The following is a 23,273-nucleotide window of genomic DNA, read 5'->3' as shown; positions in this document are numbered from 1 at the left end:
ATTTATTTATATATAAATCAACTCCTAAATATATGCAATTTTAATTAATATGCAAAAATATTTTAAAAACACTTATTTTAAGTAACATTATAATCACATATAGTATAATTTAACTTCCAAATATATAAACAAACGTAAATAAAAATAACCAAACCACATCCACAAAATGCCAGTACCATGCAGCAAATTCAAACCCTAAATGTCCATTACCTTCTGTAGTAAAATCTCCTCTTTTTGCTCTAAAGTAGCAAACTATTAGAAATATAGTACCTATAATTACATGAGCTCCATGAAAACCCGTGGCTAAATAAAAATTAGAAGCATATATACCATCTGTAAATTTAAATGCCGCATGATAATATTCATATGCCTGCATAGTTGTAAAAAATATTCCAAGCAATATGGTAAGAGCAAGTGCAGTTACGCAATCTTTTTGATTTTTTTCTTCTAAGGCGTAGTGAGCCCAAGTAACGGTAGTGCCTGATAAGAGTAGTATTAAAGTATTAATAAAAGGAATATCAAATGGATCAAAAGTTTTAATTGTAGGTGGAGGCCAAACTCCCTGCTTTACAACCCATACACCGTCTAAAAGACCTACGGGTGATAGACTTGATTTAAAAAAAGAAGCAAAAAATACACCAAAAAATACTATCTCCGTTAAAATAAATAACGCCATACCTATTTGTAAACCTTTTCTAACAGGACTAGTATGCTGATGTTCGACTATTCCTTCTTTCACTACATCTCTCCACCAAGAATATAAACAGTAACCTACTGAAATAACCCCTGCAGATAAAATATATATATTAAATTTGTAGCCATGCATGAACGAGACGCCGCCTATAACCAAAAGAAGTAAAGCAAAAGATGTTAGGACGGGCCAAGGGCTTGGGTCTACTATATGGAATAAGTGCGATTTAGTAATAGAATGTGAATTTGGACTCATATTTTATTTTATCATTTTCTAATTATACTTACGAATAGATATACGAAGATCACCTTGGAAAAGTGCAAAGAGTCTGTAAGTCGAGGAGCAGTAACGTATAGTAATATGTGAGCGTCCAAGGTCTTACAAAGACGAGATAGTCAATTTTCCAAGTTCTATCTTAGTATATAAATAAATATAAATTATTATTGATGTAAAAGCAAATTCTAGAAGCAGATTATATAGAAAATATACCTCGTAACTTAGAATTACATTATTTATTATTAATGACAACTAAAATCTCTTGACTCTTTATATTATTCAACTAATATATAGACCGCTAATAATGTTTAAGCTCCATTGTTGCAAGACCAATCTGTCAAAACTTAATATTAAGTTATGCCAGGGGTCTATTATTATAAGTGAGTAAAATCATGAAGTATAATGGAGGTTGTTGTCTTACAGCAACGGAGCTTAACCCCTGGCACCTTTATTTATTAATTCTAGATTAGGTTTAGGCATAAATTAAATAAAGGAATTGCGAGTAGTATTAGCTATGTTTGATAAAAATAAAGATTTATTAATTCTAAAAAATACAAATGCAAAAAATAAAGAAAAAATCAAAAAAAGTTTTTCTTTTCATCACCGTTTCTAATAATATTATTAATGTTTTTTTATTATCTTCTTAATATCTTAGAAATAAAATATTTCTAGATTTTTCAACTAATTAAGCTGTTAACTCTAAATTTTCTTACTTAAAATTATAGAGATACGACAAATTATCTTCGCTATTTTACTAGTTATTTCTGCAAATACTGCCTCAGTACTATCATTCATTATAGCAATATTTTTATGTTCAATTTCATCAAGTCGAAATTTAATAATATTATTTAATAATTCCGGCTCAACATTTTTATTTTCTAAATAATTTATTTGCTGTTCATAATGTTTTTCTATTACTTCTTCTACACTCTCGGTAACAAGCATCGCCGTTTTTATTCCCATCAAGGAAGATAAAGCACCCAGTAAAAATCCGTAATGATGCCAAAAAAATAATAAAAACGTGGGTCTTACTTCTTTTTCTAATAATTTTTTTTCAAAATAATTTAAATGAACCTCTTCGTGATCAAGCATTTCTTTAATTAATATATGATCATTCTGAGATTTGATATGTTTTAGCTGCCCTTGATAAATTCTTTTTGCCCCATACTCTCCAGCATGATTAACTCTAATTATTTCGTGAATTTGTTTGTCAGGGTCAGAAAAATCAGGTCTGGGCATAATGTATACTCGTTTAATTTGAAAAATTGGCTACCTCGTCTTATAAGAGCTACGGTGCTCACGTATTAAGTATACGCTCCGCTCCTCGCCTTATAGTATCCTTGCTCTTTTCCAAATTAAACTTCGTCTACCTGCATTTACTTCGGAGTACGCTTTGGAGCAAGTCAAAGCTAGCAGGGTTTAGCTTATAATCCACCTCCGCTTGCTGTAACAGTTTTAAAGTCTCTAAACATTCAGTTAGGCTAAGGCGGTTTGCTATCTTTGTAAAATCATTAATATATTGATAGAAAATCGGTGGGGATAATGATTTTATTGCGAGTTCCAAACTCTCACCGTTTTGTACTTTCGACAAAACTATATATAAATTTAAATAATGCCTTATTAATGCTCTAATAATTAAAACTTCATTGACATTTTGTTTTTTTAATATTTCCAGCTCTTGAAGAAAATTACTATAATCTTTTTTTGAAAAATATATTGCTAAATCACTGCCGTTTGCCGTAATTTCGCTACTTATAACTTTTAGAACATCGTTTAAAGTAATTTCTCTTCGATCATGAACAAAATATATCAGTTTATTTATTTCGCTACAAATTAAATCATGATCACCTTTTAAATGAGTTTTTAAATAAGTGATAGCCTCTTTACTTATAATTTTATTAGTTTTTTCTACTTTACCTAAAATAATTCGTTCAATTTTTGCTTCATCGTCATGATAACAAGCAACTGCCGCTAAATATTCTTCTGTTTCAAAAAACTTTTTAAAGCTTCCGCTTGAAGTAATTTCCTCACCTATAAATACAGGAAAATTTATATAATCATTGTTTAGAATTGTTTTTAAATTCTTATCGATTGAATTACCTACACCTCTAACTTTAATTAATTCCTTTTGACTAAAAAAATTAGACGAATTAAGTAATATTTCTAAAGATGAAATATTAAGATCTGAGTATTCTATAGAAGTTTGTAGCATATTTAAGCTTTTTACTAAATGCTTACAAATTTTTTCTATATAGCCTTTATCAGGACCGTATAGTAAAAGAGCTCTAATCTTTCCGGCTGTTATTAGCTCAAATAATCTACCTATTTGTGAAAAATAAAATTTCATAGCTTAACTATTTCCGTGTAAAATATAAAATTAATCTGCTACGAATTTCTTCTGCTGCTTGATATGCCAAGTCTATTCCTGTTTCATCTCTTTCAACATTTGTTGCATATGGTGTAAAAATAGCATTATATGACGTGTTTTGGTAAAACTTCTCTTCAATTAAAACCTTTTGGCTTTCTATATCAATTAATTTATACCTAACTAATTGATTAATATATTCCCTTAAAATATTGGAGTTTTTTTCAATAGTAGCAGGCATAGTTGTTGCGATAAGCTCTGCTTTAAGCAGGTATTTTGCTTTTGCTTTCTGAGGTAAAATACTAGTTAAACGATGATAAAACTCAGCTCCTTCAATTGTTCTAATCAATTCAACTTTAATAGCTTCTAAATCATTATTTCTACTGTATTTTTCACTATATACCGGTTTTAAATTACAACTACTCATTAGAAAGAATATAATTACTACAAATAAAGAACGCATATATTTAGATTAAGATTGATTTTTTATATTAATAACAGTTTATTTCGATTTTGTGAAAGAAAATTATAATAATTAGCATTTGTTAATACTTATAGTAATTATATATTAATTTATGTTGACATTTATAAATAAGACTTATATATTGCCGCTTCAAAATAATTTTAAGGTATTAATATGAGTATCATATCACTTTTCACTCACTCAAAACCAGTTTCTCAAGAAGATACAATAAAGGGACTTAGTAGCATAAAACACCTTATTAGCAAATATATCAAAAAATTCAAAGCATGTTTTTTTAAAAGTGACGAAATAAAGCAGGAATCAGAAGAAACAGAATCAGACTGTATTGAAGAAGCAAGTGATTTAAATACAAACTTTGGTCTGAATAGATTAAAGTTAATAAGCAAAGCAATAGAACAAGGTAATTTAGCACGAATTGAGGAACATAAGCTACACATAGTAAAGTATTATATAGCCAAAGAAGATGGAGAGATAACACCTGTTTATGGCTATGATTCATACAAAACAGCGTATTATCAAGTTGAAGAGTTAGGAAACGAAATACCTATCACTGAGTTATAATTTTTAAGCTTAAAATATTTTATAGGTAAGTTTTAGATACTTACCGTTTTTTATTAAAGAACTCTCTACATCTTCCTTGCAAATCTAATATTCTATGTTAAATTTACAAGGAAGATGCTTGTCCAATAATTTACAAATTTTTTATACAAGCTCCATTATTTTACACTTAACTTTTCCGATTATAGACATATCATTTTTTGAATATTCGTGTATATCTTCTTCTAAATTATTACATGGTGTTATATTGTATTTTGATGATTCTATAGGAATTCGATCTTTAACATCTCGAGTGTAAGTTTGTAATATTTCTACTATCTCTACCCTACTTCCATAATATGTAGAATAATTTAATGGAGTGAGACCTGAAGCATCTTTTTTTGTCACTAAAGTAGGCTCTGCCTGTAATAGAATTTCAATAGTTTCTTTATTACTAACCCCTGCAATTGCCGAATGTAATAACGTTAAACCTAGAGGAGTCGTAGAATTTATAGAGTCTCGATTTACTTTTAAGATTGCTACCACTAACTCTTTTTTACCATGCTCAGCTGCTTCATGTAATAAGGCATTGGGATTATTTTCAATACATACCTTTAATGCACTATTAAAAATTGCTATACCGTTTTTTGTTTTATCTTTAAATAATTTTTCTAACTCGTCTATATCACTCTTTACTGATGCGGATTTCATCTCTATATCTGACTCAGGCGAATCTAGACCTAAAGTTTTATATTCATCTAAATCTGCCGTGGGTAAAGTAGACATTTGTTGTTTTTTGGGCATTAATTCTCCTAAATTTATCAGTTGCTACTCAAGCCTTTACAATATCATGGGCTTGTGGGTCGTTGATATCATTCCCGTAGTGTGGGGACAACATATGGCATATTTCCCTATAAAACTATTTATAAGAAAAGTTAAGCCTTAGGTTCCTCAAAATATGGCTCATTTTCTCCTGATAATTTTAAATATGTATTTATTTCATGCTGCAAATCATATGGTGTGTTATCAAATGGCTTTTTACCATCCGCATCTTGGACAGTTGCTAGTTGAGGTGCTACTCTTAGTAAGGCATCAATGATACATTGGCTACACAATTTAGCTGCTGAATGTAAGGCTGTTGAACCATTATAGGTCACAGTAGTTAAGTGTGGAGCAAGTATTAATATCGTTTCAACCGATTCTGCATCATCACTCTCAACCGCATCATGTAAGATATACTGATTGTTTTCATCAAATAGAAATGCTTTTAGTTCATCTTGATTATTCTTAGTTATTAATACTTTCAATTCTTTTAAAGAAGCTTCTTTTTTAGAAATATCCCTTTTTATATTATCATCTGAGCATGGTAATGTTAGTGACTCCTGAATATCAGAATTATTACCATATTCTTCAAAATTTTCTGTAAAAAATTTTAAAAGTTCTGCTTCTGGCATCAATGCTGTTTCTTGAATCACTGCGTCTTGTTTTTGTACTTCTTCTACTTTTTTAAAATCTAAAGCTGAAGAGATAGTTTTTTTTGTCATTAATTCTCCTAAATTTATTAGTTATTAATTATTTTATGAGGGATTGCTAATTAGCTGTATTTCTTAGGTGTTCGACTATGTCATTCCTGCGAAAGCAGGAATCCAGTAAACCCTATAAAACTTGTTTTTTATAGGGTTATTTTATCAAGTATGTACTATTATTTAGACTATTTTTTTGGATTCCCGCTTTTAGCTAGGAATGACATCGATCTATGCAACAACGCCCTATGCGTGAATTACATAACATGGTGAATGACATTGAGCTAATTTGCAATTCTCCTAAAATTAAGATTATAAATTTAAGGGTAATAACGCAACAAGCCGAGTTGAATTATATATTACTTAATTGATTAAGAATTGTTAATTTATCACAATTGATTAGTTACTGAAGTTTTATATTTTCCATATCCCAATCATGAGAAACAGTATTATACTTTAATATATAAGGCTTGGTATCTATAGAATCCAAGGTTACATCGGCAATCATATCATCATGTGAGGAGATAAGTTCGTTATAACCGAAATTAGCGTAATAAGGTTGATAATTTTTAAATCTAACCGTTATAAATTTCTCTTTAGTAATAGCAGGTAAGAATTTCACCAAATCTTCAAGATTACTTAAGGTCAAATCTTTCATCTCAAAAATTTGTAATCTATAAACATTTTTATAATCTTTGGTAAAGAATGTCGGTATAGAGCTAAAGCTACTACCGGATTGAACGGAAGCTATACTTAAAGCTTTAAGCGGGACACCTGATTTATTACTAAAATAATCATCGGCTTCAAAAAATACCGCACCGCCGAAATTTATCATTTTAGCGATTTTATTATTGTTTACATCATATAAATCTACTGCTTGTTCTAGCTTTTTTCCGTCACGAAATATAGTAAGTTTAACAGCTATTCCTTTAAAATTATCCATTTCTCTATCAAATAATGCTAGATTACCGCCGAGTTCCTTATCATTAACTGCCCAAATAATATCACCGGCTTTTAAAGATTTTTCAGCAGGCGAACCGGCTAAAACTGCCTTAACGCTTATCACCCTATTTCTACTGTCAGGAAATTTATTTATATATTTATCCATTTCTTCTTTAGGGAAATTATGATGTCTAACTGCTTTATTTAAAGAATATAACTCGCTTATTATTCCTATATGCTTTCTGCTTGGTTGTTTATTATTCTTTAAACTTTCTAAGGTACGAGCTACATAATCACCATGCAGTGCTAGAGAATGAGTTTTACCGCCGCCGTATAATACTCCTATAGCCTCAATCTTATCGTTTAGTACCGGTGAACCGCTAGCACCGCCAGTACTATTTAAATTAATAACATAAGTACATTGCGGCATTAAACCTTCAATATTATAAAGATCGGACAAATAACCGGTATGGAAAGAAAAGCCTTTTGCTTCCGTGTTACCGACTACGAAAACCTTTTGATTTAACTTTGGAAGTTCATTTGAGAAAGCTATTTGTGTAGCAGATGCCGGTATATCTTTGCTCTCTACTTTTAGAACGGCATAATCTTGCCAAATATCGTAATAGATAAGTTTTGCTTCCGCCTGCTCGCCATTATAAAAAGTAACAAAATAAGTTCCGATAGACGCACCGCCGACAACATGAGTATTAGTAATTATATAACCGTTATTCTTATCGTTAATAAATCCCGTTCCTGTCCAACTACTTGTATCATCATATGCCGATACGGCAATTCTAGTATCAATTGTTACGATTGCTTTCTTCGCTTTTTCAAATATAGCACTGCTTGCTTCAGAAGATGCTAAAACTATATTATTTAGGAAAACTAAATTAATAATAAATAAAAGTTTTAGTAAAATCGGTAGTTTTTTCATTTTCACCTCTTGTAAAATCATTTAAGCCGCACTATATCAAATAAAAAGTCATAATAAAATAAAAAAAAGAAAACGAGGAATCTTATGGGAAAAGTAATAGGTATCGACCTTGGGACTACTAACTCTTGTGTCGCGGTCATGGAAGGTAAAGAGCAAAAAGTAATAGAAAATTCAGAAGGCGAGAGAACTACGCCGTCAATAATAGCTTTTGCAAACGGCGAAAAATTAGTCGGGCAGTCTGCTAAAAGACAAGCAGTAACTAACCCTCGCAACACTATATATGCGGTAAAGCGATTAATCGGTAGAAATTTCACCGATCCTATGGTTAAGAAAGACCAAGATATCGTACCGTATAATATAATTAAAGCCGATAACGGTGACGCATGGGTCGAAGCTGATAACAATAAATATTCACCAAGCCAAATTAGTGCTTTTATTTTACAAAAAATGAAAGAAACCGCAGAGAATTATTTAGGCGAAAAAGTAACACAAGCAGTAATAACCGTGCCTGCTTATTTCAATGATGCACAACGTCAAGCAACAAAAGATGCCGGTAAAATAGCAGGTCTTGAGGTCCTTAGAATAATTAACGAGCCGACTGCTGCAGCTCTTGCTTACGGTTTTGATAAATCGGCAAGTAAAACTATTGCAGTATACGATCTTGGCGGCGGAACGTTCGATATTTCAATTCTTGAAATCGGTGACGGTGTTTTTGAAGTAAAATCAACAAACGGCGATACATTCCTTGGCGGTGAAGATTTCGATACAAGAATATTAAACCATTTAATAGATGTATTCAAAAAAGAAAGCGGTATAGATTTACGTAACGATCCTTTAGCACTTCAGCGTTTAAAAGAAGCAGCGGAAAAAGCTAAGAAAGAACTATCTTCTGCAGTAACTACCGATATTAATTTGCCTTATATTACGGCTGATAGCAGCGGTCCAAAACATTTAAATCTTAAATTTACTAGAGCAGACCTTGAAAAGTTAGTAGATGATTTAATTGAGAAAACTATTGAACCTTGCCGTAAAGCATTAAAGGATGCAGGTTTAAAAGCTTCTGATATTCAGGAAGTAGTACTTGTCGGCGGTATGACCAGAATGCCGAAAGTACAAGAAGCCGTAAAGAAATTCTTTGGGCGTGAACCGCATAAAGGCGTAAATCCTGATGAGGTGGTAGCTCTTGGTGCTGCTATTCAAGGGGGAGTACTTAATAAAGAAGTAACGGATATATTATTATTAGACGTTACGCCTCTATCTCTTGGTATTGAAACTCTCGGCGGCGTATTTACAAGGTTAATCGATCGTAATACTACTATACCTACTAAAAAAAGTCAGGTATTCTCAACTGCCGACGATAATCAGCACGCCGTAACTATTAGAGTGTTCCAAGGTGAACGTGAAATGGCGGCTAGTAATAAATTACTCGGTCAGTTTAACCTTGAAGGCATACCTCCCGCACCAAGAGGCGTTCCACAAATAGAAGTAACATTTGATATTGACGTTAATGGAATAGTGCATGTTTCGGCTAAAGATAAAGCAAGCGGTAAGGAACAGAAAGTAACTATTCAGGCTTCCGGCGGTCTTAGCGATGCCGAAATCGAACAAATGGTTAAAGACGCTGAGCAGAATGCCGATGAAGATAAAAAGCGTAAGGAACTTATTGAAGCAAAAAATGCTGCCGATAGTTTAGTTTATTCTACTGAAAAGAGTCTTACGGAGTATGGCGATAAATTATCATCAGAAGATAAAGGAGCTGCTGAAGAAGCACTATCTGCTTTAAAAGCTGTTCTTGAGTCGGAAGATGCCGCTTTAATTAAAGAAAAGACAGAGAGCTTAACTGCAGCTAGTATGAAAATCGGTGAAGCAATGTATAAAGCACAAAGCGAAAGCCAGCCTGCTGAAGAAAATACTGCTAACGATGAAAAAGTAGTAGATGCCGATTTTCAGGATGTAGAGAAGAAGTAGAAATAATTTCGTCATTGCGAGGAAAAACTGTAAGTTTTGACGAAGCAATCTCAGGATATTTGACGAGATTGCCACGCAGCCTATGGCTGCTCGCAATGACGCTACAACCATGTTTATAAATTAAATTATGTCACAAGATTATTATCAAATATTAGGCGTTAGTAAAACAGCTAGCCAAGCTGACCTTAAAAAAGCCTACCTCAAATTAGCCAAGCAATATCACCCTGATACTACTGATGCTAAAGATGCTGAAAAGAAATTTAAAGAAATAAATAGTGCTTATGATGTTCTAAAAGACGAGCAAAAGAGAGCCGCTTATGATCGTTTCGGGCATGATACTTTTCAAAATCAACAGTCACGAGACGGAGGAGGAAATCACGGTGGTTTTCATCCCGATATTAACGATATTTTCGGTGACTTCTTTAGCGACTTTATGGGAGGTAATAGAAGAAAGCCTACATCAAGTAAGGCTAGAGGTTCGGATTTAAAATATGATCTGACAATTAACCTAGAGGAAGCATTTCACGGTATAGAAAAAAATATTAGTTTTTCTAGCGAAGTAAAATGCGATACTTGCCATGGTAGCGGTTCTGAAAAAGGTAAAACCGTAACTACTTGCGACGCTTGCGGTGGTGTTGGAGCGACTAGAATTCAGCAAGGATTTTTTACTATCGAACAAACTTGTCATAAATGCCAAGGTAACGGTCAAATTATCAAAAATCCTTGTAAGAAATGTCATGGTATGGGGCGTTACCATAAGCAGCGAAATTTATCGGTAAATATTCCTGCAGGTGTTGAAAACGGTACTAGAATAAGACATCCAGGCGAAGGTAATGCAGGTGTTAGAGGCGGAAATAGTGGTGATTTATACGTTGATATAGCAATAAAACCACATGATATTTATAAAGTAGACAGAGCAAATCTACATTGTAAACTACCTATTAGTTTTGTAAATGCCGCTCTTGGAGGAGAGATAGAAGTACCGGTAATTGAAGGCGGAAAAGTAAACTTAACAATTCCAGCAGGTACGCAAAACGGTGATCAGTTAAGACTCCGCAGTAAAGGTATGTCTAAAATAAGATCTACTATTAGAGGTGATATGCTTACACATATTCATGTCGAGGTACCTAAAAATTTATCCAAAAGACAACGTGAACTACTAGAAGAATTCAAAAAAGAATCAATAAATGAAAAAGAAAATGACGGTAGCTTTTTTAATAAAATGAAAAGTCTATGGTCGTGAATTTTATTTAACTTTCCTATAGAAATGAAACCTCCGATGTTATAAAATATTACTTGCATAATATTACCGGAGGTTTTTATGCCTTATAAAAATAATAACGATTTACCCGATTCAGTTAAAAATCATCTTCCAAGCCATGCTAAGGATATTTATCGCGAAGCTTTTAATCACGCATTTGAACAATATAAGGATGCCGATAAAAGACGCGGAAATGACTCTAGAGAGACAGTTGCACATAAAGTAGCATGGTCGGCCGTAGAAAAAAAATATCATAAAAATGATAAAGGGCACTGGGTACACTCCTAATAAATGAAGAATTGATACACGAAAGTCAATTTCAAAAAGAGTAATCGGTCTGTAAAATGAGGAGCGGAATCCGTTACTTAAACGTTCAGTACCGCAGAACTTGCTAGAGCGGTGTTGCATGGCTCAGTCTCACCTTTGTCATCCCGTGATTTATTCACGGGATCCAGTTAAAAATACTAATATTATTAGTATTTTTAGTTATTTTACTGGATACCGTGGACAAGCCACAGTATGACACCGAGCGAGTTTTTTGAGCCATGCAACAAAGCCACTTGCTAGACGACGCTGCCAATTTTTGAAATTCACCAAGTATACTCAAATGATTTCAAGAATTGAATTTGTTATCGAATGGTGAACGCACGCAGCTTATACTTAATAAGTGAGTACGTGAATCCATGAAGATAATAAAGAGCAATTCTTGAAATCAGCAGAGTATATTTTTAAATTGAATCCTTGAAATTCTATAAGCCTATATGTATATTTAGTTATTAACTGAATTTAAGTTCTTATGAAATTAGCAAAATTATTAAGCGTCCTTTTCATTATAGGTCTATCTTTAAGCGGCTGTAAAAGTAAAAAAACCAGTGATGACATAGTAGTTCCTATCCCTACCCTTTATAACGAAGGCGTTACCTTATTAGAAAAGAAAAAATATAAGAAAGCTGCGGAAGAATTCGGAAGAGTATTTTACCAACATCCGGGTAATGAGATGACCCCACAAGCCGAATTAATGCAGGCTTATTCTTTATTCCTCGCTGCTCAATATGAAGAAGCGGTTGATGTGCTTGATATGTTCATTAATTTGCACCCTGCAAATGTCGATATTGCTTACGCATATTACCTTAAAGCATTATCATATTATATGTTAATTTCAGACGTAAATCATGATCAATCTAGAACTTTCTTAGCTAAAGATAGTTTTGAAGACGTAATAGCAAAATTCCCAAATACTAAATATGCTATTGATTCGTCTTTAAAAATTGACCTAGTAAATGATCATTTAGCAGGTAAAGAGATGATGGTAGGTCGATTTTACTTAAAGAAAAAGAACCCAATGGCAGCAATTAACAGATTTGAAGAGGTAATTGATAATTATCAAACTACTTCTCACTCGATAGAAGCTCTTTACCGTTTAGTCGAAAGCTATATGATGCTTGGGTTACCTGATGAAGCAAAAAAATATGCCTCGGTACTAGGTTACAACTATCCTGATAGTCAATGGTATAGTTATGCGTACAGGCTAGTTAAAAATCATCAAAATTAAGCAGTATATGTTCTGCAGTCTCTCAGTCAAAAACTTCATTCTGATAGACGAGCTGGAAATTGAGTTTAATAAAGGTTTATGTGTTATTACCGGTGAAACGGGAGCCGGTAAATCTATTTTACTTGACGCTATTTTATTTTGCCTAGGTTATAAAACTTCAAATAATATAATAAAGCGTGGAAAAGATTACGCTGTTGTTAATATAATATTCTCTTTAAATAAAGAGATAAAAAATTTTCTGATCCAAAATTTTATTGAGCCTGAAGAATTATTGCTTGTAAAATGCTTGCAAAAAGCCGAAGGACGAAAAAATTTTTTCATTAACAATCAAGTAGTTAATAAAGCTATCATGCAGCAATTAGCTACTTATTTATTTGAGCTTCATGGACAAAATAATAATATTTCTCTTCTAGAAGCAAATACTCAGCGTGATATTTTAGACAGCTATGGAAATCTTTTGGACTTTCGAGCCGAGCTTTCCAAATGTTATCAGATTTGGCAAAATGCTCGGAAAGAAATTACCGAAATAACGCTTAAACAAAATTCTATAGAGCAGGAAATTGATTATTTGAGCTTTGCAACGGAAGAATTAACTAAGCTGAATATTCAAATAGGTGAAGAAGAAAAATTAGCAAATATCAGAAAAGATTTGCAAAATAAAGATAAGGATTTACAGCTAATAAAAGATATTCTAGAACAGATTAATAATCCCGAAATAAATACCTCAATTAATAGAGCAGAGAAATTATTAGCAAGACACAGCAACCATGAGCGTTTTGAAACTATTGCTACAAGTTTAGAGGAAGCCTATAATAATCTAGAAGAAGCACGTCAAGAATTATCAAAGCTGTTAGATAGTTTTAATCATGAAGAATATAATCTCGAAGAAACAGAAGAAAGATTATTTTTAATAAAAGCTATTAGCCGTAAATATAATGTTCCTGCTGATGAACTAGGTGTATTTTTAGATAAATCCTTAGAGCAACTCGGTATATTAAAAAACAAAATAGCAAATAGTAATGAGTTAAAAGCTCAAGAAGTAATATTACAGGAAAAATATTATAAGCTAGCTAGTGATTTGTCTGCAAAGCGTCTTATCGCTGCAAAACGCCTAGAAGAATCGTTGCATCAGGAGTTAAAACAGCTTAAAATGGCGAAAGCAATTTTTGAGATTGAGATAGAAGCTAGAAAAGAACCGAGTGGCGGCGGTAATGATGATATTGTGTTTAAGGCTTCTACTAACCCTGGAACGGCAGCAGAAGCAATCAATAAAATTGCTTCCGGCGGCGAGTTATCAAGATTTATGCTTGCTTTAAAAACTTCTTTGTTTGATAAAATGGTAAAATCGTCTATTATATTTGATGAAATAGATGTTGGGATTGGCGGAGAGGTCGCAGATAAAGTAGGTGAGCGATTAAAAAAACTTAGTAGCGTTACTCAAGTAATAGTTATTACGCACCAGCCGCAAGTAGCAGGTAAAGCAGATTTGCATATAAAAATCGAGAAAACGCAGCTAGAAAAAGAAACAAAAGTAACGGTAAAAGCTTTAAATTTAACTGAAAGACAGGAAGAACTCGCCCGCATGATTTCAGGCAAAACAATCACCGAGGCAAGTTTAAAAGCAGCAAAGGAGTTGTTGCATTTGTAATGAACGTCATTGCGAGCAGTCGTAGACTGCGTGGCAATCTCATGAAATAATACTCCTGAGATTGCTTCGTCCATTACTTCGTAATTTCCTCGCAATGACGATTTAGGTACCTACGCAAGCAATGCCTCCTCGCAATGACAAAAAACAAGAAATATATGAACAACAACTACACAAAATTAGAAAACGAGTTTTCTACCGTCTCGCATTTTAATAATATTTTGAGCATATTATACTGGGATATTGCCGTAAATATGCCTATGGGTTCAGATGAGAGTAGGACAAACGAAATAGTAACTTTAACGTCGCTAGTTCACTCGCTGCTCAAATCTCCTATGCTAAAAGAGTTAGTTAGCAAGGCAAAAGAAGAATCAAAGAGTCTTGACGATTGGCAAAATGCTAATATTAGAGAGATTGAGAGGCAAATAATAGATGCGAATTGTATTGATGAACAGCTACAAAAGAAATTGGTAGCAGCGACTACTAAAGCTGAACTTGTTTGGAGAGAAGCAAGAAAAAATAACGACTATAATTTATTTAAACCGCACTTACAAAAAGTTTTAGATTATACTAAAGAAGTTGCTAAAGTACGAGCAAATGCTTTTAATTGCGGATTATACGACTCATTAATAGATATGTTTGATCCAAGCAGAAAAAGTAGCGAAATCAAACAAGTTTTTTCAGTACTTAAAAAAGAACTCCCGCTGCTCATAAATAAAGTTTTAGAAAAACAGAAAAGCGAGAAAGAATTAGTAAGCAGTGAGCTAGCTCCTGAGATGCAAAAGCGTATCGGAAAACGCATTATGGAAATTATGCAGTTTGATCTAACAAAAGGACGCTTAGATGAATCAACGCATCCTTTTTGCGGCGGTACGCCGAATGATATACGTTTAACTACTAGATATGATAAAGACAATTTCATAAGCGGTTTAATGGGAATTATTCACGAAACAGGTCATGCTTTATATGAGCAGAATTTGCCGGAAATGTATAAAGGACAACCGGTAGGACGTCCTAAAGGTATGGCTTTTCATGAAAGCCAGTCTTTATTTATGGAGATGCAAGTAGGTAGATCAAGAGAATTTACGGAATTTTTAGCTAAATTACTTCGAGACGAATTTGCTTTTAAAAGTGAAGAATATTCAGCAGAAAATTTATATAAAAAGATTACTAAAGTTAAACCTGATTTTATAAGAGTAGATGCAGATGAAGTAACTTACCCGATGCATGTAATATTACGTTTTGAGATAGAGGAAATGCTTATCAATGGTGACTTGAATCTTGATGAGTTACCAAGCTTTTGGGATAGTAAGATGCAGGAATATTTAGGCATTAAACCGGTAAGCTTTAGTAATGGCTGTCTTCAAGATATTCACTGGTCACACGGAAATTTCGGTTACTTTCCTGCCTATACAAACGGTGCAATTATCGCATCAATGGTGATGAAAAAAGTAAAAGAGATGTACCCGAGTATAAAAGATGATATATTAAATGGGGATTTTAATAACCTCAATAATTATCTAAATAAGAATTTTAGAAATCTCGGTTCGTTAAAAAATTCAGCCGATTTATTAAAAAGTGCTAGCGGTGAGGACAAGATAAATCCGCAAGTATATATAGGGTATTTAGAGGGGAAGTATTTATAGTAATAAAACCGTCATTGCGAGGAAAAGCTATAAGCTTTGACGAAGCAATCTCGGGAAAATTCCTGAGATTGCCACGCTCCTTACAGTCGCTCGCAATGACATTAAACAAACAATATAAACAATAATATGGAAGAATATTTAAAAAAAACAGGTTATTTATTTGGTGGGAATGCTGTTTTTGTTGAAGAATTATATAGACAATATTTAGCGAACCCAAATTCTGTTGACCAAACTTGGCAAGAGTTTTTTACCGAAATTAAGGATAATAATACTTTACTCAATAAAAGCACGGCTAAAGTAATTATCCCTGATGAGACAAAAAAAGAACCGTTAAATAATAATCTATCTTCTGAAAGCTTAAATAGTTTGAAAGCTAAAGAAATGATCAATGCCTATCGCAAGCATGCTCACTATTTAGCAAATCTTGATCCGCTTGGTCTTGAGCTACGTAAAACAAAAAACGATTTAAAACTTAATATAGAAATCTTTGGGCTTGATAACAGTCAACTAGAGGAAAATATCAATATTACGGATGAATTTGTTGGTAATTGGAACTGTAAATTATCTGAATTAATTACCAAGCTCGATAAAACTTATGCAGGCTCTATCGGTATTGAATTTGAACAGTTAACAAGCGAAGAAGAAAAAAGCTGGTTATATAGTCAGCTAGAAAACGAAGTTACATTTTCTCCTGAAGACAAAAAAACTATCTTAAATGATTTAGTAGAAGTAGAAGGGTTTGAGCAGTATTTACATACAAAATTTCCTGGAGCTAAGCGTTTTTCCGTTGAAGGCGGCGATGCTTCTATAGTTGCTATGAGTAAAGCTATAGATTTATCCATGAATCAAGGCGTTGAAGAAATCGTTATCGGTATGGCACATCGAGGGAGATTAAATACTCTGACTAAAGTAGTAGGTAAGCCATATAAAGCTGTTATTGCGGGCTTCATAAGCGGTAGCGTATTTCCTAATGAGCTAAATGTTTCAGGTGATGTGAAATATCACTTAGGCTATTCGTCCGATAGAACTATAGATAACAAGAAAATACATTTATCACTAGCTGATAATCCTTCACATTTAGAAGCGGTAAATCCTATAGTTGCAGGGAAAGTAAGAGCAAAACAGGATATTCTTGTAGATACTAAACGCAGTAAAGTTAAGGCTATTTTAGTGCATGGTGACGCTGCTTTTTGCGGTCAAGGCGTAGTTGCAGAGAGCCTATCAATGTCACCGCTCACTGCTTATGATATCGGCGGAATATTACATTTCGTCATTAACAATCAGCTAGGTTTTACGGCTAATGCTGCAGATACTAGAGCTAGCAGATATTCTACGGAGTTTGCTAAAATCATCGCTGCTCCGATTTTACACGTTAACGGTGATGATATAGAGGCAGTGTTAAAAGCCACCAATATTGCGGTAGAATACAGGCAAAAATTCGGTAAGGATGTTGTAGTCGAAATTATTTGTTACCGCAAATACGGGCATAATGAGGGCGATGAGCCGATGTATACTCAAGGTAAGATGTATAATATTATTAAAAGCAAACCGACTCCCGGTAATATTTACGCAAATGAGTTAGTAAAAAGCGGTATAATTGATAATAATTATTTTGCTAAGTTAAAAGAAGAATTTAAAGCAAGACTAGATAAGGAATATGAGCAGGCAAAAAGTTATAAGCCGGAAGCACATTTCTTAGGTGGGTTATGGCAAGGCATTTCTCGTACTCGCTCACAAGCTGCAATAACGGGCGTCAGAAAAAAAACATTACAAGATTTAGGAACTAAACTATGCGAAATACCGAAAGATTTTGCCGTTAATCCAAAACTTGTAAAACTATTTGAAGCTCGAAAAGCCAATCTAACGGCTGATCAGCCTATTGATTGGGCAACAGCTGAGCAGCTAGCTTTTGCAAGCTTACTTGCTTCAGGTACAAATATAAGGCTAACCGGACAAGACTGCGGACGCGGTACTTTCTCGCATCGTCATTCAGTATTGCACAATCAAATTGACGATACTACCTATATACCTCTAAATAATTTATCTAAAGAACAAGCAAAATACGAGGTAGCCGATAGTAATTTATCTGAATATGCAGTACTTGGTTTTGAGTATGGTTATTCACTTGCAAATCCAAAAAATTTAGTTTTATGGGAAGCACAATTCGGTGATTTTGCGAATTGTGCTCAGATAATTTTTGACCAGTTTATTTCAAGCAGCGAAACAAAATGGCTTCGTATGAGCGGACTTGTGGTTTTGTTACCTCACGCATTTGAAGGGCAAGGACCGGAGCATAGCTCGGCAAGGCTTGAGAGGTTCTTGCAGCTAGCGGCTGAGGATAATATGTATGTTACATATCCAACTACTCCTGCCTCGATTTTCCACCTGCTACGTCGTCAAATACTTGATGATACCCGCAAACCGCTAATCGTAATGTCGCCGAAATCATTATTACGTCATAAATATGCCGTATCTAAACTTAATGAGCTAAGCGAAAATACTACTTTCCTACCGGTTTTAGATGAGGTAAATAAACTAGACACAAATAATATTACTAAAGTAATTTTATGTAGCGGTAAGGTATATTACGATCTATTTGAAATGCGTGGCAATAACAGTAATATAGTGATTATTAGGCTTGAGCAATTATACCCTTTTGAAAAAAAACTTGTAGCATCACTATTAAAAAAATATAATAGGACGCAGGAATTTATTTGGTGTCAGGAAGAACCGAAAAATATGGGAGCTTGGCGTTATATAGTTTCTCACTTAAACGATGCTTTAAAAGAAGCAGGAATTAATAACGAATTTAAATATGTAGGTAGAGAGGAATCAGCCTCTCCGGCAGTAGGTTCGCTGCAAGCACATAATAAACAGCAGGAAAGATTGCTAAAAGAAGCTATAGGATTGGATGTCATTCTCGCGTAGGCAGGAATCCAGCATAAAGCGAGATAAATCGAGCTTTTAATTTTAAAAATTTAGTGTGTTTATACCTTTTAATTACTGGATTCCCGCCTACGCGGGAATGACATATAGAGCAGGAATAACACTGACCGTATTTTTAGGAGTAGAATAAATTATGAGCGTTAAAATTATAGTACCGTCGCTTGGAGAGTCCGTAACGGAAGCGACTATTGCCAAATGGTATAAGAAAGAAGGTGATTCGGTTAAAACCGATGAATTACTGTTAGAAATTGAAACCGAAAAAGTGACTTTAGAAGTTAATGCTCCTTGTAACGGTACTATAGGTAAAATATCGAAAACTGACGGTGCAAATGTAGCAGTTGGCGAAGAAATAGGCGAAATAAATGAAGGGGCAGCTGCAAGTACTGCCGGTACTAATAATGAATCTGCTAAAGTTCAAGCAGTTACGCAACCTACTTCAGAAAAGTCTGTAGAAAAACCTGTCGTGGTTAATAATATTCTTGCTCCTTCCGTACAAAAATTAGTTACCGAAAATAAGCTTGATCCCAATAATATAAAAGGAACAGGTAAAGACGGTAGAATTACCAAAGGTGACGTGCTTGAAACAATAAACACACCGTCTGCTGCTACTTCTACTCCTACAGTAAACAAAACTAATGAAGAAAGAGTACAGCGTGTTCGTATGTCACGCTTGCGTAAAACTATTGCACAGCGTTTAAAAGATTCACAAAATACAGCAGCTATTTTGACTACTTTTAATGAAATCGATATGTCAAAAGTAATTGCCTTGCGTAATCAATATAAAGAAGAGTTTGAGAAAAAGCACGCTGTGAAACTTGGCTTTATGTCGTTTTTTGTTAAAGCAACAATTGAAGCTTTAAAGCTTATCCCGTCGGTAAATGCTGAAATAGACGGCGATGATTTAGTATATAAAAATTATTATGATATTGGTGTAGCTGTCGGAACAGAGCAAGGGCTTGTTGTACCGGTTGTTAGGGATGCCGATAAAATGGGGTTTGCCGAAGTAGAAAAAGCTATAGGAACTTTGGCTAAAAAGGCTCGTGAGGGTAAGCTTTCTATGGTTGATTTGTCAGGGGGAACATTCTCGATTTCTAACGGAGGCGTATATGGCTCATTATTATCTACCCCGATTATTAATCCTCCTCAATCAGGTATTCTAGGCTTACATAAAACCGAGGAAAGAGCCGTAGTTATAAACGGTAAAATTGAAATACGCCCGATGATGTATATAGCTTTATCTTACGATCATCGTATAATTGATGGGAAAGAAGGAGTATCGTTCTTAGTAAAAATTAAAGAGCTAATCGAGAATCCTGAGAAATTATTGTTAAATTTGTAGTAAATGTCGTCATTGCGAGCGACTGTAAGGAGCACGGCAATCTAGAAAAAATAATAAAAAAATGTTAATTTAACATTTTTTACTGGATTGCTTCGTCAATTACTTACGTAATTTCCTCGCAATGACGATTTGCCTACCGTTCAAAGAAAGTATATATTAATGATAAAATGTACTCGTCGCATTGAGTTCGATGCAGGACATAGAATTATAGGACATCAAAATAAATGTCAATTCCTGCACGGTCATCGCTATGTTCTTGAGATCGCTATAGCCGCAAACAAAACCGATAAACTTGGTATGGTAATCGATTTTGGTTTAATTAAGGATTTAGCTAAAAAATGGATTGATGAAAATTTTGATCATAGCTTAATCCTACATCAAGACGATAAGGAAATGGGACAACAAATAGAAAATTGTACCGGTCAAAAAATATATTACATGCAGAATAACCCAACTGCAGAAAATATAGCGACGCATTTAAAGAATGAAATTTTTCCTAAACTTTTCGTAGGTCAAAACTTCTTCGTAGCGAGCCTCAAACTATATGAAACACCTAATTGTTTTGTTGAGGTTTAAGCATGCAAGATTGCTGTTTAATTTTAACGACTACTAATGATTTGCAAATTGCCGAGAAAATAGCATCTGTTTTGTTAGAATTAAACCTTGCTGCCTGCATTCAAATTGACGATGTCAAAAGTTACTTTAGATGGGATGGTAGAGTAACTTTAGAAACCGAATATAGAGTTATAATTAAAACAAAATCTTCTAATTATAACGAAATTGAAAATAAACTCCTTGAAATTCATAATTATGAATTACCGCAAATAATAAAAATAAATATTGACTATGGCTTTCAAAAGTACTTAGAATGGATTGACCAAAATAGTAAATAAACTTATAGTTGAGCAAATTTAAAAATTAAGTAAGTAAATTATGAAATTATGGCAAAAAGTTACCTTAGGGTTAATCTTAGGTATTATATTTGGTATATACTTACCACAATATGTTAATTATATTAAACCTATCGGTGACATTTTCTTACGCTTGATAAAAATGATCATTACCCCTTTAATTTTCTTTAGCTTGGTTTCCGGTATCACTAGTATGAATGATACTTCTGCCCTTGGCAGAGTAGGAATGAAAGCGGTAGCCGCTTTTTTAGGTACTACTTTTTTTGCCACGGTTTTTGGACTTACTGTTGCCTTAGTATTAAAGCCGGGAGTAGGCATACATATAGATTTTACCTCTTCAGGAACGACAAGTAGAACTTCATTTAATATAATTGATTTTTTTGTAAATATCGTCCCTGATAATGCTGTTGGGGCTTTTGCAAACGGTGATGTCTTGCAAGTTGTATTTTTTGCTATTTTTGTCGGGATTACCTTAAACAAAATGAAATCTGTCGGTGAACCTGTTACTGATTTAATTCATGTAATGTCAAAATTAATATTAAAAATGATATCGTTTGTTATTCAATTATCTCCTTACGGTGCTTTTGCTTTAACAGGCTGGATTGTAGGCATGCAGGGAGTTGAAGTAATGATTAGTTTATCGAAACTTGTTGTAGCGGTAGTTGTGGCGATGACATTTCAATATTTAGTTTTTGGCTTACTTATATATGTATTCTGCCGTGTTTCCCCTATACCTTTTTATAAAAAAAGTTTTGAATATCAGATACTTGCTTTTTCTACTTCAAGTAGTAAAGCAACTCTTGCAACTACTATGCAAGTTTGTCGTGAAAAGCTTGGCATTTCAGAGTCTAGTACTTCATTCGTACTTCCGATAGGAGCCTCAATTAATATGGATGGCTTTGCTATAAATTTGTCTCTTACTACCATATTCTTTGCTCAAATGATGGGAGTAACGCTTGCTCCTCACGACTATCTAGTAATTATTCTCACCTCAACACTTGGATCTATCGGCGGAGCCGGCATTCCCGGTGCTTCTTTAATAATGCTTCCTATGGTTCTTTCTTCGGTTCACTTACCTATAGAGGGAGTAGCAATTATTGCCGGTATTGACCGAATACTTGATATGCTACGTACTACTATCAATATTACCGGTGATGCAACAATTACTATGATTATAGATAACAGCGAAGATACTTTAGATAAGGAAGTATATTTATCTTAATTATATTAAGGCCGAATATCGTCATTGCGAGGAAATTGCATAGCAATTGACGAAGCAATCTCAGGAGTTTGTTATTATTTCATGAGATTGCCACGCTCCCTACGGTCGCTCGCAATGACGATTTGATATCCATACAACAACGCCTACAAGTTTGCAGGATGATAATGCTCAAATTTCTTTTCTTATTTTCAACTTTTAATTTAAAAAGCTATTGACTTTGGAATTCATAGCGTGTATTACAATAGCTATATTAACTTAAAGTTGAGGATATATGTTAAATTTCCTAAATAATACTGCATCATCAAAAAGATTTGTATCTATAAATAATAGAATTCCGGCAAGCGATTTACCTGAATCGTTTTGGCATTCTATCGCTGAAAATAGCTGTGATATTAATTGGAAAAATATACCATTACAAAAAAGTCCTTTTCAGATTGTTACTACTCAAGGTTTAATTCAAGAATTAAAACCCAAAACCATAATTGAATTTGGAAGCTTTAAAGGAGCTTCCGCCCTCTGGTTGGCGGATATACAAAGTTTATCAGTAAAAGACGGTAAAGTTATTAGTATAGATATTGATTTTGAAAATATTGATCAAACCGTAAAAGGGGATAATAGAATAGAATTTTTACAAGGCGATTCTAATAAAGTAGAGGCTATATTCTCAAAAGAAAAAATATCCGAAATAGTGCATCCTATACTATTAATAGAAGATGCTCATATTAATACTATAGGTATTTTAGAATATTTTCATAATAATATCTTTGAAGAAGGGGATTATTTCATCATTGAAGATACTAATATTGACTATAATAATGCTTGCTATGATGTTTGGAGAAAAACTTTAGATGAAAAAACTTGTATAGCAAAATTAGAAAATTTAAACAATAAAATCGTTAGATTAACTACCTGGTTGAAAGAAAAAAAAGATTTATATTTAGTAGATACAAAATATGTAGATCCTTTCGGTATTATTAATGCTTCTAAAAATTGGAACTCAGTCATAAAAAAGATTTAAAGATAATGACTGT

The 23,273-nt window shown here is 33.5% G+C and carries 20 protein-coding genes; 13 read left to right on the top strand and 7 right to left on the bottom strand.

Features of this window, described 5'->3' with window-relative positions:
• Nucleotides 1-109: 109 nt before the first annotated feature.
• The 4 genes from H6P87_RS01285 to H6P87_RS01270 form a co-directional block, all read right to left on the bottom strand.
• Entirely contained in the window at nucleotides 110-946 is an 837-nt protein-coding gene (locus H6P87_RS01285; RefSeq protein WP_202069718.1) for a cytochrome c oxidase subunit 3, read from the bottom strand.
• A 720-nt stretch (nucleotides 947-1,666) separates the two neighbouring features.
• On the bottom strand, nucleotides 1,667-2,206 hold the full coding sequence (locus tag H6P87_RS01280; RefSeq protein ID WP_202069717.1) for a demethoxyubiquinone hydroxylase family protein: 540 nt from the start codon (nucleotides 2,204-2,206) through the stop codon (nucleotides 1,667-1,669).
• A gap of 127 nt (nucleotides 2,207-2,333) precedes the next feature.
• Nucleotides 2,334-3,314, bottom strand: a complete 981-nt coding sequence (gene holA / locus H6P87_RS01275; RefSeq protein WP_202069716.1) for a DNA polymerase III subunit delta — start codon at nucleotides 3,312-3,314, stop codon at nucleotides 2,334-2,336.
• Nucleotides 3,315-3,321: 7 nt separating this feature from the next.
• The gene (locus H6P87_RS01270) at nucleotides 3,322-3,795 is read right to left on the bottom strand and encodes a hypothetical protein (protein WP_202069715.1); all 474 of its coding nucleotides are present in this window, start codon (nucleotides 3,793-3,795) and stop codon (nucleotides 3,322-3,324) included.
• 174 nt (nucleotides 3,796-3,969) lie between these two features.
• Here H6P87_RS01270 and H6P87_RS01265 point away from each other — a divergent pair, with 174 nt between their 5' ends.
• On the top strand, nucleotides 3,970-4,377 hold the full coding sequence (locus H6P87_RS01265) for a hypothetical protein (protein WP_202069714.1): 408 nt from the start codon (nucleotides 3,970-3,972) through the stop codon (nucleotides 4,375-4,377).
• Between the two features lie 141 nt (nucleotides 4,378-4,518).
• Here the strand turns inward: H6P87_RS01265 and H6P87_RS01260 are convergent, their stop codons facing one another.
• From H6P87_RS01260 to H6P87_RS01250, 3 genes are all read right to left on the bottom strand, one after another.
• Complete coding sequence (locus H6P87_RS01260) at nucleotides 4,519-5,157, bottom strand: ankyrin repeat domain-containing protein (RefSeq protein ID WP_202069713.1); 639 nt, start codon at nucleotides 5,155-5,157, stop codon at nucleotides 4,519-4,521.
• 131 nt (nucleotides 5,158-5,288) lie between these two features.
• Nucleotides 5,289-5,897 (bottom strand): hypothetical protein, encoded by a 609-nt coding sequence (locus H6P87_RS01255; RefSeq protein WP_202070178.1) that lies wholly within the window; start codon nucleotides 5,895-5,897, stop codon nucleotides 5,289-5,291.
• 382 nt (nucleotides 5,898-6,279) lie between these two features.
• Entirely contained in the window at nucleotides 6,280-7,773 is a 1,494-nt protein-coding gene (locus H6P87_RS01250; protein WP_202069712.1) for a S1C family serine protease, read from the bottom strand.
• A 63-nt stretch (nucleotides 7,774-7,836) separates the two neighbouring features.
• Here H6P87_RS01250 and dnaK point away from each other — a divergent pair, with 63 nt between their 5' ends.
• The 12 genes from dnaK to H6P87_RS01190 all read left to right on the top strand — a co-directional run bounded on the left by dnaK (nucleotide 7,837) and on the right by H6P87_RS01190 (nucleotide 23,260).
• Nucleotides 7,837-9,720, top strand: coding sequence for a molecular chaperone DnaK (gene dnaK / locus H6P87_RS01245; RefSeq protein ID WP_202069711.1), 1,884 nt, complete (start codon nucleotides 7,837-7,839; stop codon nucleotides 9,718-9,720).
• 127 nt (nucleotides 9,721-9,847) lie between these two features.
• Nucleotides 9,848-10,963 carry a molecular chaperone DnaJ gene (gene dnaJ, locus H6P87_RS01240; RefSeq protein ID WP_202069710.1) on the top strand — a complete coding sequence of 372 codons (1,116 nt, stop codon included), beginning with the start codon at nucleotides 9,848-9,850 and terminating at the stop codon, nucleotides 10,961-10,963.
• A gap of 78 nt (nucleotides 10,964-11,041) precedes the next feature.
• Entirely contained in the window at nucleotides 11,042-11,269 is a 228-nt protein-coding gene (locus H6P87_RS01235; RefSeq protein WP_202069709.1) for a ChaB family protein, read from the top strand.
• A gap of 508 nt (nucleotides 11,270-11,777) precedes the next feature.
• Nucleotides 11,778-12,533, top strand: coding sequence for an outer membrane protein assembly factor BamD (locus H6P87_RS01230; RefSeq protein WP_202069708.1), 756 nt, complete (start codon nucleotides 11,778-11,780; stop codon nucleotides 12,531-12,533).
• Between the two features lie 7 nt (nucleotides 12,534-12,540).
• Nucleotides 12,541-14,181 carry a DNA repair protein RecN gene (recN, locus tag H6P87_RS01225; RefSeq protein ID WP_202069707.1) on the top strand — a complete coding sequence of 547 codons (1,641 nt, stop codon included), beginning with the start codon at nucleotides 12,541-12,543 and terminating at the stop codon, nucleotides 14,179-14,181.
• Nucleotides 14,182-14,336: 155 nt separating this feature from the next.
• Nucleotides 14,337-15,824, top strand: coding sequence for a carboxypeptidase M32 (locus H6P87_RS01220; protein WP_202069706.1), 1,488 nt, complete (start codon nucleotides 14,337-14,339; stop codon nucleotides 15,822-15,824).
• Between the two features lie 126 nt (nucleotides 15,825-15,950).
• Nucleotides 15,951-18,752, top strand: a complete 2,802-nt coding sequence (locus tag H6P87_RS01215) for a 2-oxoglutarate dehydrogenase E1 component (RefSeq protein ID WP_202069705.1) — start codon at nucleotides 15,951-15,953, stop codon at nucleotides 18,750-18,752.
• Between the two features lie 151 nt (nucleotides 18,753-18,903).
• The gene (gene odhB, locus H6P87_RS01210; protein WP_202069704.1) at nucleotides 18,904-20,109 is read left to right on the top strand and encodes a 2-oxoglutarate dehydrogenase complex dihydrolipoyllysine-residue succinyltransferase; all 1,206 of its coding nucleotides are present in this window, start codon (nucleotides 18,904-18,906) and stop codon (nucleotides 20,107-20,109) included.
• Nucleotides 20,110-20,268: 159 nt separating this feature from the next.
• A complete protein-coding gene (locus H6P87_RS01205) occupies nucleotides 20,269-20,685 on the top strand; it encodes a 6-pyruvoyl trahydropterin synthase family protein (protein ID WP_045813037.1) in 417 nt (138 codons plus the stop codon).
• A 2-nt stretch (nucleotides 20,686-20,687) separates the two neighbouring features.
• On the top strand, nucleotides 20,688-21,002 hold the full coding sequence (gene cutA, locus H6P87_RS01200) for a divalent-cation tolerance protein CutA (RefSeq protein WP_202069703.1): 315 nt from the start codon (nucleotides 20,688-20,690) through the stop codon (nucleotides 21,000-21,002).
• Nucleotides 21,003-21,042: 40 nt separating this feature from the next.
• Nucleotides 21,043-22,242: a dicarboxylate/amino acid:cation symporter gene (locus H6P87_RS01195; protein WP_202069702.1), complete on the top strand. Its 1,200-nt coding sequence runs from the start codon at nucleotides 21,043-21,045 to the stop codon at nucleotides 22,240-22,242.
• A 271-nt stretch (nucleotides 22,243-22,513) separates the two neighbouring features.
• Nucleotides 22,514-23,260: a CmcI family methyltransferase gene (locus tag H6P87_RS01190; protein WP_202069701.1), complete on the top strand. Its 747-nt coding sequence runs from the start codon at nucleotides 22,514-22,516 to the stop codon at nucleotides 23,258-23,260.
• The last annotated feature ends 13 nt before the right edge of the window (nucleotides 23,261-23,273 follow it).

It is taken from the genome of Rickettsia tillamookensis, assembly GCF_016743795.2.
Classification (GTDB): domain Bacteria; phylum Pseudomonadota; class Alphaproteobacteria; order Rickettsiales; family Rickettsiaceae; genus Rickettsia; species Rickettsia tillamookensis.
Note: the sequence above shows the minus strand (reverse complement) of the source record. Positions and strands in the feature narration are given on the sequence as shown.

Coding starts and splice junctions, on each gene's coding strand:
- H6P87_RS01235 (WP_202069709.1), top strand. CDS start 11,042: ATGCCTTATAAAAATAATAACGATTTACCCGATTCAGTTAAAAATCAT.
- H6P87_RS01255 (WP_202070178.1), bottom strand. CDS start 5,897: ATGACAAAAAAAACTATCTCTTCAGCTTTAGATTTTAAAAAAGTAGAA.
- H6P87_RS01195 (WP_202069702.1), top strand. CDS start 21,043: ATGAAATTATGGCAAAAAGTTACCTTAGGGTTAATCTTAGGTATTATA.
- H6P87_RS01285 (WP_202069718.1), bottom strand. CDS start 946: ATGAGTCCAAATTCACATTCTATTACTAAATCGCACTTATTCCATATA.
- recN (WP_202069707.1), top strand. CDS start 12,541: ATGTTCTGCAGTCTCTCAGTCAAAAACTTCATTCTGATAGACGAGCTG.
- H6P87_RS01215 (WP_202069705.1), top strand. CDS start 15,951: ATGGAAGAATATTTAAAAAAAACAGGTTATTTATTTGGTGGGAATGCT.
- holA (WP_202069716.1), bottom strand. CDS start 3,314: ATGAAATTTTATTTTTCACAAATAGGTAGATTATTTGAGCTAATAACA.
- H6P87_RS01260 (WP_202069713.1), bottom strand. CDS start 5,157: ATGCCCAAAAAACAACAAATGTCTACTTTACCCACGGCAGATTTAGAT.
- H6P87_RS01230 (WP_202069708.1), top strand. CDS start 11,778: ATGAAATTAGCAAAATTATTAAGCGTCCTTTTCATTATAGGTCTATCT.
- H6P87_RS01270 (WP_202069715.1), bottom strand. CDS start 3,795: ATGCGTTCTTTATTTGTAGTAATTATATTCTTTCTAATGAGTAGTTGT.
- H6P87_RS01220 (WP_202069706.1), top strand. CDS start 14,337: ATGAACAACAACTACACAAAATTAGAAAACGAGTTTTCTACCGTCTCG.
- H6P87_RS01190 (WP_202069701.1), top strand. CDS start 22,514: ATGTTAAATTTCCTAAATAATACTGCATCATCAAAAAGATTTGTATCT.
- cutA (WP_202069703.1), top strand. CDS start 20,688: ATGCAAGATTGCTGTTTAATTTTAACGACTACTAATGATTTGCAAATT.
- odhB (WP_202069704.1), top strand. CDS start 18,904: ATGAGCGTTAAAATTATAGTACCGTCGCTTGGAGAGTCCGTAACGGAA.
- dnaJ (WP_202069710.1), top strand. CDS start 9,848: ATGTCACAAGATTATTATCAAATATTAGGCGTTAGTAAAACAGCTAGC.
- dnaK (WP_202069711.1), top strand. CDS start 7,837: ATGGGAAAAGTAATAGGTATCGACCTTGGGACTACTAACTCTTGTGTC.
- H6P87_RS01280 (WP_202069717.1), bottom strand. CDS start 2,206: ATGCCCAGACCTGATTTTTCTGACCCTGACAAACAAATTCACGAAATA.
- H6P87_RS01205 (WP_045813037.1), top strand. CDS start 20,269: ATGATAAAATGTACTCGTCGCATTGAGTTCGATGCAGGACATAGAATT.
- H6P87_RS01250 (WP_202069712.1), bottom strand. CDS start 7,773: ATGATTTTACAAGAGGTGAAAATGAAAAAACTACCGATTTTACTAAAA.
- H6P87_RS01265 (WP_202069714.1), top strand. CDS start 3,970: ATGAGTATCATATCACTTTTCACTCACTCAAAACCAGTTTCTCAAGAA.